This is a genomic window from Azotobacter chroococcum, assembly GCF_002220155.1.
GTDB lineage: Bacteria > Pseudomonadota > Gammaproteobacteria > Pseudomonadales > Pseudomonadaceae > Azotobacter > Azotobacter chroococcum.
The window spans coordinates 3,018,106-3,032,357 of the sequence record NZ_CP011835.1 but is presented as its reverse complement, the minus strand read 5'-3'; the positions used below and the strand labels follow the sequence as shown (position 1 = coordinate 3,032,357).

The 14,252-nt window shown below is 66.0% G+C and carries 15 protein-coding genes; 13 read left to right on the top strand and 2 right to left on the bottom strand.

Annotated features, from left to right (window positions below; genetic code table 11):
* Nucleotides 1-221: 221 nt before the first annotated feature.
* Genes ACG10_RS13970 through ACG10_RS13940 form a run of 7 tightly spaced genes read left to right on the top strand, consistent with a single transcriptional unit; the run spans nucleotide 222 to nucleotide 6,310 of the window.
* Nucleotides 222-1,727 (top strand): sigma-54 dependent transcriptional regulator, encoded by a 1,506-nt coding sequence (locus tag ACG10_RS13970; protein ID WP_089168676.1) that lies wholly within the window; start codon nucleotides 222-224, stop codon nucleotides 1,725-1,727.
* A 39-nt stretch (nucleotides 1,728-1,766) separates the two neighbouring features.
* Nucleotides 1,767-2,072: an STAS domain-containing protein gene (locus tag ACG10_RS13965; RefSeq protein ID WP_012701966.1), complete on the top strand. Its 306-nt coding sequence runs from the start codon at nucleotides 1,767-1,769 to the stop codon at nucleotides 2,070-2,072.
* Between the two features lie 10 nt (nucleotides 2,073-2,082).
* The gene (locus tag ACG10_RS13960; protein WP_089168675.1) at nucleotides 2,083-3,810 is read left to right on the top strand and encodes an ATP-binding SpoIIE family protein phosphatase; all 1,728 of its coding nucleotides are present in this window, start codon (nucleotides 2,083-2,085) and stop codon (nucleotides 3,808-3,810) included.
* A 54-nt stretch (nucleotides 3,811-3,864) separates the two neighbouring features.
* Nucleotides 3,865-4,161, top strand: coding sequence for an Hpt domain-containing protein (locus ACG10_RS13955; protein ID WP_198319085.1), 297 nt, complete (start codon nucleotides 3,865-3,867; stop codon nucleotides 4,159-4,161).
* Between the two features lie 24 nt (nucleotides 4,162-4,185).
* Nucleotides 4,186-4,836, top strand: a complete 651-nt coding sequence (locus ACG10_RS13950; protein ID WP_089168673.1) for a bifunctional 4-hydroxy-2-oxoglutarate aldolase/2-dehydro-3-deoxy-phosphogluconate aldolase — start codon at nucleotides 4,186-4,188, stop codon at nucleotides 4,834-4,836.
* The gene (locus tag ACG10_RS13945) at nucleotides 4,833-5,267 is read left to right on the top strand and encodes an acyl-CoA thioesterase (protein ID WP_165493887.1); all 435 of its coding nucleotides are present in this window, start codon (nucleotides 4,833-4,835) and stop codon (nucleotides 5,265-5,267) included. Before ACG10_RS13950 ends, ACG10_RS13945 begins: the two co-directional genes overlap by 4 nt.
* Before the next feature lie 47 nt (nucleotides 5,268-5,314).
* The gene (locus ACG10_RS13940) at nucleotides 5,315-6,310 is read left to right on the top strand and encodes a tRNA dihydrouridine synthase (RefSeq protein WP_089168672.1); all 996 of its coding nucleotides are present in this window, start codon (nucleotides 5,315-5,317) and stop codon (nucleotides 6,308-6,310) included.
* Here ACG10_RS13940 and ACG10_RS13935 read toward each other — a convergent pair.
* Nucleotides 6,303-6,449: a DUF2474 domain-containing protein gene (locus tag ACG10_RS13935; protein WP_082045379.1), complete on the bottom strand. Its 147-nt coding sequence runs from the start codon at nucleotides 6,447-6,449 to the stop codon at nucleotides 6,303-6,305. The genes ACG10_RS13940 and ACG10_RS13935 overlap by 8 nt on opposite strands.
* 295 nt (nucleotides 6,450-6,744) lie before the next feature.
* Between ACG10_RS13935 and ACG10_RS13930 the strand changes: the two genes are divergently transcribed.
* Nucleotides 6,745-7,188 carry an Hsp20 family protein gene (locus ACG10_RS13930; protein ID WP_039803087.1) on the top strand — a complete coding sequence of 148 codons (444 nt, stop codon included), beginning with the start codon at nucleotides 6,745-6,747 and terminating at the stop codon, nucleotides 7,186-7,188.
* Nucleotides 7,189-7,237: 49 nt separating this feature from the next.
* Here the strand turns inward: ACG10_RS13930 and ACG10_RS13925 are convergent, their stop codons facing one another.
* Nucleotides 7,238-8,122 carry a LysR family transcriptional regulator gene (locus ACG10_RS13925; RefSeq protein WP_089168671.1) on the bottom strand — a complete coding sequence of 295 codons (885 nt, stop codon included), beginning with the start codon at nucleotides 8,120-8,122 and terminating at the stop codon, nucleotides 7,238-7,240.
* Nucleotides 8,123-8,296: 174 nt separating this feature from the next.
* On the opposite strand from ACG10_RS13925, the gene leuC reads away from it, so the two are divergent.
* From leuC to ACG10_RS13900, 5 genes are all read left to right on the top strand, one after another.
* The gene (gene leuC, locus ACG10_RS13920) at nucleotides 8,297-9,718 is read left to right on the top strand and encodes a 3-isopropylmalate dehydratase large subunit (RefSeq protein WP_089168670.1); all 1,422 of its coding nucleotides are present in this window, start codon (nucleotides 8,297-8,299) and stop codon (nucleotides 9,716-9,718) included.
* Between the two features lie 11 nt (nucleotides 9,719-9,729).
* Nucleotides 9,730-10,377: a 3-isopropylmalate dehydratase small subunit gene (gene leuD, locus ACG10_RS13915; RefSeq protein ID WP_039803094.1), complete on the top strand. Its 648-nt coding sequence runs from the start codon at nucleotides 9,730-9,732 to the stop codon at nucleotides 10,375-10,377.
* A 98-nt stretch (nucleotides 10,378-10,475) separates the two neighbouring features.
* Entirely contained in the window at nucleotides 10,476-11,558 is a 1,083-nt protein-coding gene (leuB, locus tag ACG10_RS13910) for a 3-isopropylmalate dehydrogenase (RefSeq protein WP_089168669.1), read from the top strand.
* Between the two features lie 49 nt (nucleotides 11,559-11,607).
* A complete protein-coding gene (gene asd / locus ACG10_RS13905; RefSeq protein ID WP_089168668.1) occupies nucleotides 11,608-12,720 on the top strand; it encodes an aspartate-semialdehyde dehydrogenase in 1,113 nt (370 codons plus the stop codon).
* A gap of 419 nt (nucleotides 12,721-13,139) precedes the next feature.
* Nucleotides 13,140-14,150: an aspartate-semialdehyde dehydrogenase gene (locus ACG10_RS13900; protein WP_089168667.1), complete on the top strand. Its 1,011-nt coding sequence runs from the start codon at nucleotides 13,140-13,142 to the stop codon at nucleotides 14,148-14,150.
* Nucleotides 14,151-14,252: the final 102 nt, after the last annotated feature.

Here is a 14,252-nt window from a genome sequence, read left to right as displayed (position 1 = left end):
TGGGACGGTCTGGAGTTTTTCCAGCTGCTCGCCTCAGGTATCCAGTTTTGCCCGCTGACCGCTCGTCTGTCTGCATGCCGGAGTTCCGCCGTCGCGAGCGCAGGATGCCGCGCTTTTCATTCCATCCGATGCCGTGGCAGTCTCGATCGCAGGCGGGCCGGAACGATGCTGCGGTTCGCGATGTGCCCCCTGAAGCCTTTCCAGTTCGGATATCCGACGACATGTGGCGTGACACTAAGATTCTTCTGATCGACGATGATCTCGACCGGCGTCGGGACATGTCGGTCATCCTCGATTTTCTCGACGAGCAATGCCTGGCCTGCGCCAGTGGGGAGTGGCGGGGGAAAGTCGAGGCTCTGGGCTCCAGCCGGGAGCTGCTGTGCGTGCTGCTGGGAGCGGTCGAGGCGCCGGGAGCGGGGCTTGAGCTGATCAAGGCGCTTCGCGGTTGGGACGAGACGCTGCCCGTGCTGCTGCTCGGTCAGCACCCGCCGGCGGACTGGCCGAAGGAAGTGCGTCGCCAGGTACTGGCCAGCCTGGAAACGCCGCCTTCCTACAACAAGCTGCTCGACTCCCTGCATCGTGCCCAGGTCTACCGCGCGACGCCCGGCCAGGGGCGCGGCCTGTCGCGCGAGCCCAACCTGTTTCGCAGCCTGGTTGGCACCAGTCGGGCGATCCAGCAGGTGCGCCAGCTGCTGCAGCAGGTGGCCGATACCGATGCCTGCGTGCTGCTGCTGGGCGAGTCCGGAACCGGCAAGGAGGTGGTGGCGCGCAACCTGCACTATCACTCGCGGCGCCGCGAGGCGCCCTTCGTGCCCGTCAATTGCAGTGCCATCGCCGGCGAGCTGCTGGAGAGCGAGCTGTTCGGGCACGAGAAGGGCGCTTTCAGCGGTGCTCTGAACAGCCATGTCGGGCGCCTCGAACTGGCCCATGGCGGCGTCCTGTTCCTCGAGGAAATCGACGCCATGCCACTGCCGGTGCAGGCACGGCTGCTGCGCGTGCTGAAGGAGGGCGTCTTCGAGCGTCTGGGCGGTACCCGGACGCAGAGCGTCGATGTACGCGTCATTGCTGCAAGTCACAAGAATCTCGAGGCAATGGTCGGGGAGGGCCGCTTCCGCGAGGACCTCTACTACCGGCTCAGTGTGTTTCCCATCGAGATGTCGCCCCTGCGCGAGCGCGTGGAGGACCTCCCGCTGCTGCTGAACGAGCTGATCGCGCGACTGGAGCATGACAAGCTGGGGTCCATCCGCTTCAACTCGGCGGCGATCATGTCGCTGTGTCGGCATGACTGGCCGGGCAATCTGCGCGAGCTGGCCAATCTGGTGGAGCGCATGGCGATCATGCATCCCTACGGCGTCATCGGCGTGCAGGAGTTGCCGAAGAAATACCGCCATATCGAGGGGGAGGACGAGCAGGGTGACGAGGGCGGGGTATTCGAGGTCGGCCTGCCGGATCCGGCTACCCTGGCCCTGCTGCCGCCGGAGGGGCTGGACCTGAAGGATTACCTGGCCGCCCTCGAGCAGACGCTCATCCAGCAGGCGCTGGACGACTCTGCCGGCGTGGTGGCGCGCGCCGCCGAGCGCTTGCGCATCCGCCGCACCACGCTGGTGGAGAAGATGCGCAAGTACGGCATGGGACGGCGCGAGGACGGCGACGATCAACCGGATTCGGAGAGTGCGGCAGCTGCCGGTCACCGTTCAGCGGTTGCTCCGCCGGGAGCCGAGTGTTAAACCTCGCTGCACTGATGACACATACCTGAGGAGCACCGCATGGCTATCACTTCGCAGCCTTCGGCAGATGGACAAGAGCTGACCATTTTCATCCAGGGGCGCTTCGATTTCGGCGCCCACCAGGAATTTCGGGATGCCTACGAGCGGGTGAACGTCACCCCCAAGCGCTATGTCGTCGACCTGCAGGGGGCGACCTATCTGGACAGCTCGGCGCTCGGCATGCTCCTGCTGCTGCGCGACCATGCCGGCGGCGAGCGGGCGCAGATCCGCCTGATCCATTGCAGTCCGGACGTGCGCAAGATCCTGTCGATTTCCAATTTCGAACAGCTCTTCCATATCGCCTAGAGGCCGTCCCATGCAGCCGCCCCTGTGCATCCTGATCGCCGAGGACAGTCCCGCGGACCGGATGCTGCTGGCGACCATCGTCGGCCGTCAGGGCTATCGTGTGCTGACCGCCGGCAACGGGCTCGAGGCGATCATGATTTTCGCCCGCGAGCGCCCGCATATGGTCCTGATGGACGCCCTGATGCCGGTGATGGACGGCTTCGAGGCGGCCCGGCGGATCAAGCAGATGGCTGGCGAGGAGCTGGTGCCGATCATCTTCCTCACCTCGCTGACCGAGAGCGAGGCCCTGGCCCAGTGCCTGGATGCCGGCGGCGACGATTTTCTCGCCAAGCCCTACAACCGGGTGATCCTCGACGCCAAGATCAAGGCCATGGATCGCCTGCGCCGGCTGCAGGCCACGGTGCTGGAGCAGCGCGACCTGATCGCCCGGCACAACGAGCATCTGCTCAACGAGCAGCGGGTGGCCAAGGCGGTGTTCGACAAGGTGGCCCACTCCGGCTGTCTCGATGCGCCGAACATCCGCTACCTGCAGTCGCCCTACGCGCTGTTCAACGGCGACCTGATGCTGGCGGCCTTCAAGCCTTCCGGCGGCATGCACGTGCTGCTCGGCGACTTCACCGGACACGGCCTGCCGGCGGCGATCGGCGCGATGCCCCTGGCCGAGGTGTTCTATAGCATGACCGCCAAGGGCTATTCGCTGGCGGAAATCCTTCGCGAGATGAATGCCAAGCTCAAGCGCATCCTGCCGGTGGGGGTGTTCTGCTGCGCGGTCATGCTCAACCTGAGCTTCCAGCGCCGGGTGGTGGAGGTCTGGAACGGTGGCCTGCCCGACGGCTACCTTCGGCGGGGCGGCAGTGGCGAGCGGATTCCCCTGCGTTCCCGTCACCTGCCGCTGGGCATTCTCGACCCCTCGTGTTTCGACGATCGCTATGAGATCTATCCCATGGAGGCGGGCGACCGGCTCCTCCTGCTCTCCGATGGTGTGCTGGAAACCTGCAACCTGGGTGGCGAGTGTTTCGGCGAGGAGCGGCTGCTCGGGGTGTTCGCCGCCAACCAGCAGCCGGATCTGCTGTTCGGCGAGATCCAGCAGGCGCTCAGTGCCTTCCGCGGCGAGGCACAGGACGACGTCAGCCTGATCGAGGTCAGCCTGATGGAGGAGGGGCAGCTGCCGCATTCGCCGCTGATCTTCTCCGACTCCGGGCAGAACGCCCCGCTGGACTGGTCGATCGGCTTCGAGTTCCGCGCCGAAACCCTCAAGCGCTTCAACCCGCTGCCTTATCTGCTGCAGCTGCTGCTCGAGGTGCAGGAGCTGCGCGCCCAGGGCAGCGTGCTCTACACGGTGCTCGCCGAGCTCTATTCCAATGCCCTGGAGCATGGCGTGATGGGCCTCGACTCCTCGCTCAAGCGCGATGCCCAGGGCTTTGCCGAATACTACCGGGAGCGCCGCACGCGGCTGGCAAACCTGTACGAAGGCTATGTGCGCTTTCATCTCGACCTGCGTCCCGAGGGGGAGGGCGGACGCCTGAGCATCCGCGTCGAGGACAGCGGCCCGGGTTTCGATGTGCAGCGGATGCTGGAGCGGCACAGCTCCTCGGAGCACCTGAGCGGACGCGGCCTGAAGCTGGTGCGCCAGTTGGCCGATCGCTGCAGCTGGGCGCCGGACGGGCGCAGCGTGTGCGTGGAGTTTTCCTGGCCCGCTCGGCATAATCCGGCGCAATGCTCACTGGCTCAGGAGTGACCCGGCGTGTCCGAGCATCTCGACCCTAGCGTCCAGGCGTTGCTGCAGGAAGTCATGGAGGACGAGTATCCGGTCCTGCTGGATACCTTTCTGAGCGACTCCGAAGCGCGCCTGAACGCCCTGGGCCTGGCCCATGACGCCCGGGATGCCGAGGCTCTGCGGCGGGCCGCGCACAGCTTCAAGGGCAGTTGCGGCAACATGGGGGCGCCACTGCTGGCCGAGCTGTGCAGCCAGCTCGAAGAGCTGGGCCGCGCCGGTGACCTGGCCCCCGTGCCGGCACTGCTGGCGCAGGCGGAGCAGGAATTCGCCCTCATCCGTACCCTGATCGAATCCGAACGACAGCGTTATTAGTGACGCCCCAGCTGGAGAGAGAACATGCCCATGACGATGGATGCGGTGCTGCAGCGTGCGCGCCCCGTGCTCCCGGTGCTGGTGATCGAGGACGTCGCGCTGGCGGTGGACCTGGCGCGGGCGCTGCACGCCGGCGGCATCCAGGTGCTGGAGGTGACGCTGCGTACCCCGCGCGCCCTGGATGCGTTGGCGGCGATCCGTCAGGCGCTGCCGGACCTGCTGGTCGGCGCCGGCACTCTGATCCACAGCGAGCAGTTCCTCGAGGCCCGCGATGCCGGTGCGCAGTTCGTCGTCAGCCCCGGCTGCACCCAGCGCCTGGCAGCGGCGGCGGACGACTGCCGGCTGCCCTACCTGCCGGGCGTGATGACGCCCTCGGAAGTCCTGCAGGCCCTGGAGTTCGGCTACCGCTCGCTGAAGCTGTTCCCGGCCAACGGCACCACCAGCGTGAAGATGCTGAAAAGTTTCAAGGAGCCGTTCAGCGGCATTCGCTTCTGTCCCACCGGCGGGGTGACCCCGGACAACCTGCTGAGCTTCCTCGGCCTGCCCAACGTCGCCTGCGTGGGCGGCACCTGGGTCGCGCCCGCCAGCCTGGTCCGCGCCCGCGCCTGGGACCAGATCACCCAGCTGGCCCGCGAGGCCTGCGAGCAGGCGGCCAGCCTGGAGCAGCATTCTTGAGCTGGCAGTGGCCCGCCCCTTTCGTCATCGACATCGACGTGCAGCCGGCGCACATCGACGGTCTGGGTCACGTCAACAACGTGGTCTACGTCGGCTGGCTGGAGGACTGCGCCTGGCACCACTCGCAGAGCCTGGGCCTGGGGCTGGACGAGTACCGGCGTCTGGACCGGGCAATGGCGGTACTGCGTCACGAGATCGACTATCTGGCCAGTGCCCGCCTGGGCGAGCGTCTGCAGATGGGGACCTGGATCGTCGAGTCGTCCCGCGGACTGACAATGACCCGTCGGTTCCAGCTGCTGCGGCCGGCCGACGGTGCCACCCTGCTGACTGCACAGACCACCTTCGCCTGTATCGAACTCTCCAGCGGCCGGCCCCGGCGGATGCCGGAAACCTTCGTGGAGCGTTACGGCCGGGCCCTGATCGACGTCTAGCTTTCTCACCCCTGTACCCTGCCTGAACCTTGCCGGAAACCTCTCCCATGCAAATCGCCCTGGCCCCCATGGAGGGATTGGTCGACGAACTGCTTCGCGACTTGCTGACCCGCGTCGGCGGCATCGACTGGTGCGTGACCGAATTCGTCCGGGTTTGCGACCGGCTGCTGCCGCTCGCCCAGTTCGAGAAGCTGGCCCCGGAGATGCGCCGCGGCTGGCAGACCCGGGCCGGCACGCCGGTGCATCTGCAGTTGCTCGGTTCCGATCCGACGTGCCTGGCCGAGAACGCGGCGCTGGCCGCCGAACTGGGTGCGCCGGTGATCGACCTCAACTTCGGCTGCCCGGCGAAGACGGTGAACCGCTCGCGCGGCGGTGCGGTGCTGCTCGACGAGCCGGAGCTGCTGCACGCCATCGTCCGCGAGGTGCGCCGGGCCGTGCCGGCGCAGTTGCCGGTGACCGCCAAGATGCGCCTGGGCTACACCCGTCCCGAGGGCGCCCTGGAGTGCGCCCGTGCCCTGGTCGAGGGCGGCGTCGCGCAACTGGTGGTGCATGCGCGGACCAAGGTCGAGGGCTACCGGCCGCCGGCCCACTGGGAGTGGGTGGCGCGGGTGCAGGAGGCGGTCGCCGTGCCGGTCTATGCCAACGGCGAGATCTGGACGCTGGAGGACTGGCGGCGCTGCCGGCAGATCAGCGGGGTTGAGGACATCATGCTCGGCCGCGGACTGGTTTCGCGTCCCGACCTGGCCCGGCAGATCGCTGCGGCGCGCGCCGGGCGCACGCCCGAGCCGCTGGAGTGGCGGGACGTGCAGCCGCTGGTCAGCGAGTTCTGGCGGCGCGCCCGACAGCGGATCGCGCCGCGCTATGCCCCGGGCCGGCTCAAGCAGTGGCTGGGGATGCTGACCCGCAGCTATCCGGAGGCAGCCGCGCTGTTCGCCGAACTGCGCCGGGAGAGCGATTGCGTCCGCCTGGACGCTCTGCTGGGCGTGGATCTGCACAGCGATCTTTCTCCTGTGCTGGAGTCTTGCCCGGTGCTCTCTACATAGTCATGCCCGCGGCCCGCATGATCAGGCGCAGCCCGTAGGCGAGCACGCCCAGGCAGGACACGCCGGCGGCCCAGATCATCACGAGCCAGAGGATTCGACGCAGCCATTTCGAGTCCTGGCGGTGAGTTCGGCATTTCATTGCGGGTAACTCCTTGCCGGGCGGGTCTCTGCCCCGAAACACCCAGTATGGCCGGACCGTGCATACGGCAAGGCTGGGGCGCTCGAGGGCCTGCTCCTACAATCTCATTGGGGAAATAGCGGTGAAATCCTGTGGGGGCCTTCCTGTGCCCGACTGGCGTTGGCCTGCAGGGCAAGCTCTGAAAAAAGCGTTTTGGTCTCTTGAAATTCCCCTGGCGAACTCCATCTGGATGACTGTGGGATGCCGAAGTCGGGTCCCGCCACGCAACACTCGCTGATTAATCGGGAGACGAACGATGACTGCTCTTTCCATGGCCCCTCTGTTCCGCCAATCCATTGGTTTCGACCGCTTCAACGACCTGTTCGAGTCCGCCCTGCGCAACGAGGCCGGTAGTTCCTATCCGCCCTACAACATCGAGAAGCACGGCGACGACCAGTACCGCATCGTGATCGCCGCGGCCGGTTTGCAGGAGTCCGATCTGGAACTGCAGGTCGAGCGCGGCGTGTTGACCGTCAGCGGCGGCAGGCGCGAGAGCGAAGCCAAGGAGGTCACCTACCTGCACCAGGGCATCGCCCAGCGCGCTTTCAAGCTGTCGTTCCGCCTGGTCGACCATATCGAGGTCAAGGGCGCCCAGCTGCGCAACGGCCTGCTGAGCATCGAGCTGGTCCGTGTCGTGCCGGAAGAGGCCAAGCCCAAGCGCATTCCGATCGCCAGCGAGCGGCCGGCGCTGGAGAGCTGATCGATTCAGCGACTGGGAAAGGGGCGCCATCGGCGCCCCTTTTCGTTGTTCAGGAAGGAGGCGTCTCGCGCGCACCGTCGAGCATCGCCATGAAGGCCCGCGCCGCGTTGGACAGGGTCCGCTCGGTGTGCAGGATGTAGCCGAGCTGGCGCGACAGGCGGATGCCTGGCAGCGTCAGGGGTTTCACCTGATCGTCCAGCATGGTGCGCGGCAGCACGCTCCAGGCGAGGCCGATGGACACCATCATCTTGATCGTCTCCAGGTAGTTGGTGCTCATGGCGATGCTCGGCGTCAGCCCCTCGCCTTCGAACAGACGCCGGACGATGTGGTGAGTGAAGGTGTTGCCGCCGGGAAACACCGCCGGATGCCGGGCTACATCGGCCAGGCTCACTTGGGCGTTACGTGCCAGCGGATGTTCCGGGGCGGCGACGAAGTCCAGCGGATCGTCCCAGACTTTCACCGCCCGCACCGGCGCCGCCGTTTCCGGGGCCAGGGTGATCACCGCCAGTTCGGCGCGGCCGTGGAGAATCTCCTCGTAGGCCACTTCCGAATCGAGAAAGCGGATGTCCAGCGCCACCTGCGGATGGGCGCGGGTGAAGGCGCGCAGCAGCGGCGGCAGGCGGTGCAGGCCGATATGGTGACTGGTCGCCAGGGTCAGCCGGCCGCTGACGTCGCCGTTGAGGTTGTTCAGCGCCCGCCGGGTGTCTTCCAGCACGCTGAGGATCCGGTAGGCGCGCGGCAGCAGTGCCCGTCCGGCTTCGGTCAGCCGCACCTCGCGGCCCAGGCGGTCGAACAGACGCACCTGGAGTTGCTGCTCGAGTGCGGCGATGCGCTTGCTCACTGCTGGCTGGGTCAGGTGCAGGCGTTCGCCGGCTTCGGAGAAGCTGCCGGTTTCGGCGATGGCGATGAAGGCGTTGAGATTGGCGAGGTCCATCCGGAACGGCTCCTGGGCGGGCGAGGGTGGCTTGACGCATTGCTCTTGGCATTCCTTGTTGGAATGCTGCAGATAAAAAATATGAATTTGAGTTATTCCCTGCAAGTCCCTAGCATCCCACCATCGCGCATGGGGCGGGTTGCCCCCTGCAGGGACACTGATGAGGAAAGTCCGATGGCCGGCAAAACGCTCTACGACAAGCTCTGGGACATGCACGAGGTGAAGCGGCGCGACGATGGTTCGTCGCTGATCTACATCGACCGGCAGATTCTCCACGAAGTGACCTCGCCGCAGGCCTTCGAGGGGCTGCGCCTGGCCGGGCGCAAGCCGTGGCGCGTGGACGCCAACATCGCCACCCCCGACCACAACGTGCCGACCACCCAGGATCGCCAGTCGGGGGTTGCCGCCATCGCCGACGAGACCTCGCGCATCCAGGTGCAGACCCTGGACGAGAACTGCGACGAGTTTGGCATCGTCGAGTTCAAGATGAACGACCCGCGCCAAGGCATCGTCCACGTGGTCGGCCCGGAGCAGGGTGCCACCCTGCCGGGCATGACCGTGGTCTGCGGCGACTCGCACACCTCCACCCACGGCGCCTTCGGCGCGCTGGCCCACGGCATCGGCACCTCCGAGGTCGAGCATGTACTCGCCACCCAGTGCCTGGTGGCCAAGAAAATGAAGAACATGCAGGTGCTGGTCGAAGGCAAGCTGTCCTCCGGCGTCAGTGCCAAGGACATCGTGCTGGCGGTGATCGGCAAGATCGGCACCGCCGGCGGCACCGCCCATGCCCTGGAGTTCGCCGGCAGCGCCATTCGCGAACTGTCGATGGAGGGCCGCATGACCCTCTGCAACATGGCCATCGAGGCCGGCGCCCGGGTCGGCATGGTGGCGGTGGACAACAAGACCATCGACTACGTCAAGGGCCGCCCCTATGCGCCGCAGGGCGCCGACTGGGACAAGGCGGTCGCGCAGTGGAAGGCTCTGGTATCCGATGCTGACGCCCGGTTCGACACCGTGGTCGAACTGAAGGCCGAAGAGATCAAGCCGCAGGTCACCTGGGGCACCTCGCCGGAGATGGTCCTGCCGGTCGACGAGCGCGTGCCGGACCCGGCCCTCGAGGCCGATCCGGTCAAGCGCGATTCCATCGTCCGCGCGCTGAAGTACATGGGCCTCTCGGCCAACCAGCCGATCGGCGAGATCAAGGTCGATCGCGTGTTCATCGGTTCCTGCACCAACTCGCGGATCGAGGACCTGCGCGCCGCCGCCGAGGTGGCCAAGGGGCGCAAGGTCGCCGCAAGCGTCAAGCAGGCGCTGGTGGTGCCGGGCTCCGGCCTGGTCAAGGAGCAGGCGGAGCAGGAGGGGCTGGACAAGGTCTTCATCGAGGCCGGCTTCGAGTGGCGCGAGCCGGGCTGCTCCATGTGCCTGGCGATGAACCCGGATCGCCTGGAGAGCGGCGAGCACTGCGCCTCGACTTCCAACCGCAACTTCGAGGGCCGCCAGGGCGCCGGCGGGCGTACCCACCTGGTCAGTCCGGCCATGGCCGCCGCCGCCGCGGTCGCCGGTCACTTCGTCGATGTGCGCGAGCTGCTGAACTGAGGAGCGATGAGATGAAAGCCTTTACCCAACACACCGGCCTGGTCGCTCCCCTCGATCGCGCCAACGTCGATACCGATCAGATCATTCCCAAGCAGTTCCTCAAGTCGATCAAGCGCAGCGGCTTCGGTCCCAACCTGTTCGACGAGTGGCGCTACCTGGACGTCGGCCAGCCGGGCCAGGACTGCTCGGGCCGTCCGCTGAACAAGGACTTCGTGCTGAACCTGCCGCGCTACCAGGGTGCCAGCGTGCTGCTCGCCCGCGAGAACTTCGGCTGCGGATCGAGCCGCGAGCACGCGCCCTGGGCGCTGGAGGAGTACGGCTTCCGCACGGTCATCGCGCCGAGCTTCGCCGACATCTTCTTCAACAACAGCTTCAAGAACGGCCTCTTGCCGATCATCCTGCCGGAAGTGGAAGTGGATGAGCTGTTCAAGCAGTGCGAGGCCGGCGAAGGCTACCGGCTGACCGTCGACCTGGCCGCGCAGACCGTGACTCGTCCGGACGGCAAGGTGCTCGGCTTCGACATCGATCCGTTCCGCAAGCATTGCCTGCTCAACGGCCTGGACGACATCGGCCTGACCCTGCAGGACGCCGACGCGATCAAGGCATTCGAGGCCAAGCACCAGCAGAGCAGCCCCTGGCTGTTCGGCGCGATCAAGTAAGCGGGAGTAAGGTGGAAAACCGCGCAGCGTTTTCCACCATGGATTCCGGTGGATAAGGCCATGGGCCGTTATCCACCCTACGGTATAGAGGAAATGCAATGAGCAAGCAGATTCTAGTTCTTCCGGGCGACGGTATCGGTCCGGAAATCGTCGCCGAGGCGGTCAAGGTGCTGGAGCTGGCCAACGAGAAGTACCAGCTGGGCTTTGCGCTGAGCTACGACGAACTGGGCGGCGCCGCTGTCGACAAGTACGGTGTGCCGCTGGCCGACGAGACCCTGGAGCGCGCCCGCAAGGCCGACGCCATCCTGCTCGGCGCCGTCGGTGGTCCGAAGTGGGACACCATCGACCCGGCCATCCGTCCGGAGCGCGGCCTGCTGAAGATCCGCTCGCAACTGGGCCTGTTCGGCAACCTGCGCCCGGCGCTGCTCTACCCGCAGCTGGCTGCTGCTTCCAGCCTGAAGCCGGAAGTCGTGGCTGGTCTGGACATCCTCATCGTTCGCGAACTGACCGGCGGCATCTACTTCGGCCAGCCGCGCGAGAGCAAGGTGCTCGACAATGGCGAGCGCATGGCCTACGACACCCTGCCGTACAGCGAGAGCGAGATCCGCCGCATCGCCAAGGTCGGCTTCGACATGGCCCGCGTGCGCAACAGGAAGCTGTGCTCGGTGGACAAGGCCAACGTGCTGGCCTCCAGTCAGCTGTGGCGCTCGGTGGTCGAGGAGGTCGCCAGGGACTACCCGGACGTCGAGCTGAGTCACATGTACGTCGACAACGCCGCCATGCAGCTGGTCCGTGCGCCCAAGCAGTTCGACGTGATCGTCACCGACAACATGTTCGGCGACATCCTCTCCGACGAGGCTTCCATGCTCACCGGCTCGATCGGCATGCTGCCGTCGGCTTCGCTGGACGCCAACAACAAGGGCATGTACGAGCCCTGCCACGGCTCTGCGCCGGACATCGCCGGCAAGGGCATCGCCAACCCGCTGGCCACCATCCTCTCGGTGTCGATGCTGCTGCGCTACAGCTTCGGCCAGGTCGAGGCGGCCAACGCCATCGAGCAGGCAGTCAGCAACGTGCTGGACCAGGGGCTGCGTACCGGCGACATCTGGTCGGAAGGCTGCCGGAAAGTCGGCACGGTCGATATGGGCGATGCGGTAGTCGCCGCGCTCGCCAAGTTGTAAGCTTTCGGCTCGCCTTTATGCGGGCCACTTTTATACAGGTGCAGTTGCAATGAAACGTGTAGGTCTGATCGGTTGGCGCGGCATGGTCGGTTCCGTGCTCATGCAGCGGATGCTGGAAGAGCGGGACTTCGACCTGATCGAGCCGGTGTTCTTCACCACCTCCAGCGTGGGCGGCCAAGGGCCGGCGATCGGCAAGGAAATCGCGCCGCTGAAGGATGCCTACAGCATCGAGGATCTGAAGACCCTCGATGCGATCATCACCTGCCAGGGCGGCGACTACACCAGCGAAGTCTTCCCCAAGCTGCGCGAGGCCGGCTGGCAGGGCTACTGGATCGACGCGGCTTCCAGCCTGCGCATGGCGGACGATGCGGTCATCGTGCTGGACCCGGTCAACCGCCGGGTGATCGACCAGTCGCTGGATGCCGGCATCAAGAACTACATCGGCGGCAACTGCACCGTCAGCCTGATGCTGATGGCCCTGGGCGGTCTCTACGAGACCGGCCTGGTCGAGTGGATGAGTGCCATGACCTACCAGGCCGCCTCCGGCGCCGGCGCGCAGAACATGCGCGAGCTGATCCGCCAGATGGGCACGATCAACGCGGCGGTGGCCGCCGAACTGGCCGATCCGGCCAGCGCGATTCTCGAGATCGACCGCAAGGTCGCCGAAACCCAGCGCAGTGCCGAATTCCCGGTGGATCATTTCGGCGTGCCGCTGGCTGGCAGCCTGATCCCCTACATCGACAAGGAGCTGCCCAACGGGCAGAGCCGCGAGGAGTGGAAGGGCCAGGCCGAGACCAACAAGATCCTCGGGCGCATCAAGAATCCGATTCCGGTCGACGGCATCTGTGTTCGCGTCGGCGCCATGCGCTGCCACAGCCAGGCGCTGACCATCAAGCTGAACAAGGACGTGCCGCTGGTCGACATCGAGGGGCTGATCAGCCAGCACAACCCCTGGGTGAAGCTGGTGCCCAACCATCGCGATGCCAGCATGCAGGAGCTGAGTCCGGCGGCCGTCACCGGTACCCTGACGGTTCCGGTCGGACGTCTGCGCAAGCTCAACATGGGCTCGCAGTACCTCGGTGCCTTCACTGTCGGCGATCAGTTGCTGTGGGGCGCGGCCGAGCCGTTGCGGCGCATGCTGCGCATCCTGCTGGAGCGTTGACGGTTTTCCGGTCTTCACGGCAGTCGAAAAGCGCCGCGGCAATGCCGCGGCGCTTTTCGTTATGGCTCCCGTTTGCGGTGAGTCGCCGTCTGCCTGCTTCTCGCTCTTGATCTACGCCTAGGTGTCTGTTGACGTTTTGGCGTAGGCCGCGACGGCGGCCCGTTTGGCGCAGAACAAGGAACGAGGAGAGAAGTTTGGTCATTCCAAATGAACGAGGAGAGACGCCGTGCTGCGCCAAATGGGCCCCGTCCCTTCGGGTTGCGCGGCAAATGCCGCCATGCGGCGTTGCGGGTCTTGGCAAGGGAATGACCATTGCCGGCGCCCCGCGCCTTGCTTGGCGGCATTTGACGCGGCAACGCGGCTAACGCCAAAACGTCAACAGACCCTAGAGTGCGCTTCCGTTCCAGGAGAGTCCCCTTATGAGTTCACCCATCGATATCGCCGTAGTCGGTGCCACCGGTACCGTCGGCACAGCACTCGTCGAAATTCTCGAGGAGCGCGACTTCCCGATCGGCCAACTGCACCTGCTGGCCAGTGCGGCCTCCGCTGGCAAGTCGGTATCCTTCAGGGGCCGGAACCTGCGGGTCAGGACGGTCGAGGCATTCGATTTCGCCCAGGTGCGCCTGGTCTTCTTCGCAGCCAGCGAGGCCGTGACCTGCCAGTATGCGCCGCAGGCCCGGGCTGCCGGCTGTGCGCTGATCGACCTGAGCGGCGGCTTGCCGCTGCAGCAGGCGCCGCGGGTGGTGGCAGAGGTCAATTCCCAGGTGCTGCAAGAGCTCGCCGCACCTTTCCAGCTGACCAGTCCGGCATCTCCGGCGATCGCCCTGGCGCTGGTGCTGGCTCCCTTGCGTCCGCTCATGCACTGGCAGCGTTTGAGCGTGACGGCCTGTCTGCCGGTGTCCAGCCTGGGGCGCGAAGGGGTGGCGGAACTGGCCAGACAGACCAGCGAGCTGCTCAATGGGCGCCCAGTCGAGCCGCGCCTGTTCGACCGGCAGATCGCCTTCAATCTGCTGGGGCGGGTCGGTGCGATCGATGCGGCCAGACATGCCAGGCTGGAAAGGCGTCTGGCCGAAGAGTTGCGACAGGTGCTGGCGCTGCCCGAACTGAAGGTCGCCGCCAGCTGCGTGATGGCGCCGGTATTCTTCGGTGACAGCCTGAGCCTTGCCGTGCAGGCTGTGCAGGCGATCGATCTACCGGCCGTCCAGGCTGTCCTGGAGCAGGCGCCGGGCGTTGAACTGATCGAGCCGGACGATTGTCCGACGGTGGTCGGCGATGCGCTCGGACAGGATGTTGCCTATGTCGGGCGACTGCGGGGTGGGATGGATGATGCACGTGAACTCAATTTGTGGATTGCGTCAGATAACGTGCGGAAAGGCTCCGCACTTAATGCCGTGCAACTGGCCGAGTTATTGATAAAACAAGGTCTCTAAAAGATACTGGCCAGAATTCGAAGACCTATTCCTGCGTGGCACAACTGACGTGGTCGGCGTGCTGTCGGGCACAATCAAAGTGCGCGGGTATCAAGTATCAGG

What these genes read in the sequence shown, in the direction of transcription:
- ACG10_RS13960 (WP_089168675.1), top strand. Translation starts at nt 2,083, where the DNA reads ATGCAGCCGCCCCTGTGCATCCTGATCGCCGAGGACAGTCCCGCGGAC.
- ACG10_RS13955 (WP_198319085.1), top strand. Translation starts at nt 3,865, where the DNA reads ATGGAGGACGAGTATCCGGTCCTGCTGGATACCTTTCTGAGCGACTCC.
- leuB (WP_089168669.1), top strand. Translation starts at nt 10,476, where the DNA reads ATGAGCAAGCAGATTCTAGTTCTTCCGGGCGACGGTATCGGTCCGGAA.
- leuC (WP_089168670.1), top strand. Translation starts at nt 8,297, where the DNA reads ATGGCCGGCAAAACGCTCTACGACAAGCTCTGGGACATGCACGAGGTG.
- ACG10_RS13900 (WP_089168667.1), top strand. Translation starts at nt 13,140, where the DNA reads ATGAGTTCACCCATCGATATCGCCGTAGTCGGTGCCACCGGTACCGTC.
- ACG10_RS13965 (WP_012701966.1), top strand. Translation starts at nt 1,767, where the DNA reads ATGGCTATCACTTCGCAGCCTTCGGCAGATGGACAAGAGCTGACCATT.
- ACG10_RS13930 (WP_039803087.1), top strand. Translation starts at nt 6,745, where the DNA reads ATGACTGCTCTTTCCATGGCCCCTCTGTTCCGCCAATCCATTGGTTTC.
- ACG10_RS13970 (WP_089168676.1), top strand. Translation starts at nt 222, where the DNA reads ATGTGGCGTGACACTAAGATTCTTCTGATCGACGATGATCTCGACCGG.
- leuD (WP_039803094.1), top strand. Translation starts at nt 9,730, where the DNA reads ATGAAAGCCTTTACCCAACACACCGGCCTGGTCGCTCCCCTCGATCGC.
- ACG10_RS13950 (WP_089168673.1), top strand. Translation starts at nt 4,186, where the DNA reads ATGCCCATGACGATGGATGCGGTGCTGCAGCGTGCGCGCCCCGTGCTC.
- ACG10_RS13925 (WP_089168671.1), bottom strand. Translation starts at nt 8,122, where the DNA reads ATGGACCTCGCCAATCTCAACGCCTTCATCGCCATCGCCGAAACCGGC.
- ACG10_RS13940 (WP_089168672.1), top strand. Translation starts at nt 5,315, where the DNA reads ATGCAAATCGCCCTGGCCCCCATGGAGGGATTGGTCGACGAACTGCTT.
- ACG10_RS13935 (WP_082045379.1), bottom strand. Translation starts at nt 6,449, where the DNA reads ATGAAATGCCGAACTCACCGCCAGGACTCGAAATGGCTGCGTCGAATC.
- asd (WP_089168668.1), top strand. Translation starts at nt 11,608, where the DNA reads ATGAAACGTGTAGGTCTGATCGGTTGGCGCGGCATGGTCGGTTCCGTG.